At 50.6% G+C, this 973-nt stretch carries 1 protein-coding gene; it reads right to left on the bottom strand.

Annotation, left to right across the window (positions count from 1 at the left end; all coding sequences use genetic code 11):
• Positions 1-973, bottom strand: a 973-nt coding sequence (tuf, locus tag AACS90_RS03615; RefSeq protein ID WP_099123666.1) for an elongation factor Tu, incomplete at both ends; no start/stop codon positions are given.

The following is a 973-nucleotide window of genomic DNA, read 5'->3' as shown; positions in this document are numbered from 1 at the left end:
TAACTACCATGTTGATGTTGTCACCTGGCATTACCATCTCAACGCCTTCTGGCAGTTCGATAGTACCGGTTACGTCAGTTGTACGGAAGTAGAACTGTGGACGGTAACCTTTGAAGAATGGAGTATGACGGCCACCTTCATCTTTGCTCAGGATATATACTTCAGATTCGAAAGTAGTGTGTGGCTTGATTGAACCTGGTTTAGCCAGAACCTGACCACGTTCGATTTCGTCACGCTTAGTACCACGCAGCAGAACACCAACGTTCTCACCCGCACGGCCTTCGTCCAGCAGTTTGCGGAACATTTCAACGCCAGTACAAGTTGTTTTCGCAGTATCTTTGATACCAACGATTTCAACTTCGTCACCAACTTTAACGATACCACGCTCAACACGACCCGTTACAACAGTACCACGGCCGGAGATGGAGAATACGTCTTCGATTGGCAGCAGGAATGGCTTGTCAATGTCACGCTCTGGTTCTGGGATGTAAGTATCCAGCGCTTCAGCCAGTTCAACAACTTTCGCTTCCCACTCTGCGTCGCCTTCCAGCGCTTTCAGAGCAGAACCACGGATGATTGGCGTGTCGTCGCCTGGGAAGTCGTACTGAGACAGCAGCTCACGCACTTCCATTTCAACCAGTTCCAGCAGCTCTTCGTCATCAACCATGTCACATTTGTTCAGGAACACGATGATGTAAGGAACGCCTACCTGACGACCCAGCAGGATGTGCTCACGAGTCTGTGGCATTGGGCCATCAGTCGCAGCAACAACCAGAATTGCACCGTCCATCTGAGCAGCACCGGTGATCATGTTTTTCACATAGTCGGCGTGGCCTGGGCAGTCAACGTGCGCGTAGTGGCGAGTTGGGGTATCGTACTCTACGTGAGAAGTAGAGATGGTGATACCACGTGCTTTTTCTTCTGGTGCGTTATCGATCTGATCGAATGCACGTGCGTTACCGCCGTAGGTTTT

This window comes from Xenorhabdus sp. KK7.4 (assembly GCF_963876465.1).
GTDB classification, from domain to species: domain Bacteria; phylum Pseudomonadota; class Gammaproteobacteria; order Enterobacterales; family Enterobacteriaceae; genus Xenorhabdus; species Xenorhabdus stockiae.
The sequence above is the reverse complement of the archived record's forward strand: the minus strand, read 5'-3'. Positions and strand labels throughout refer to the sequence as shown.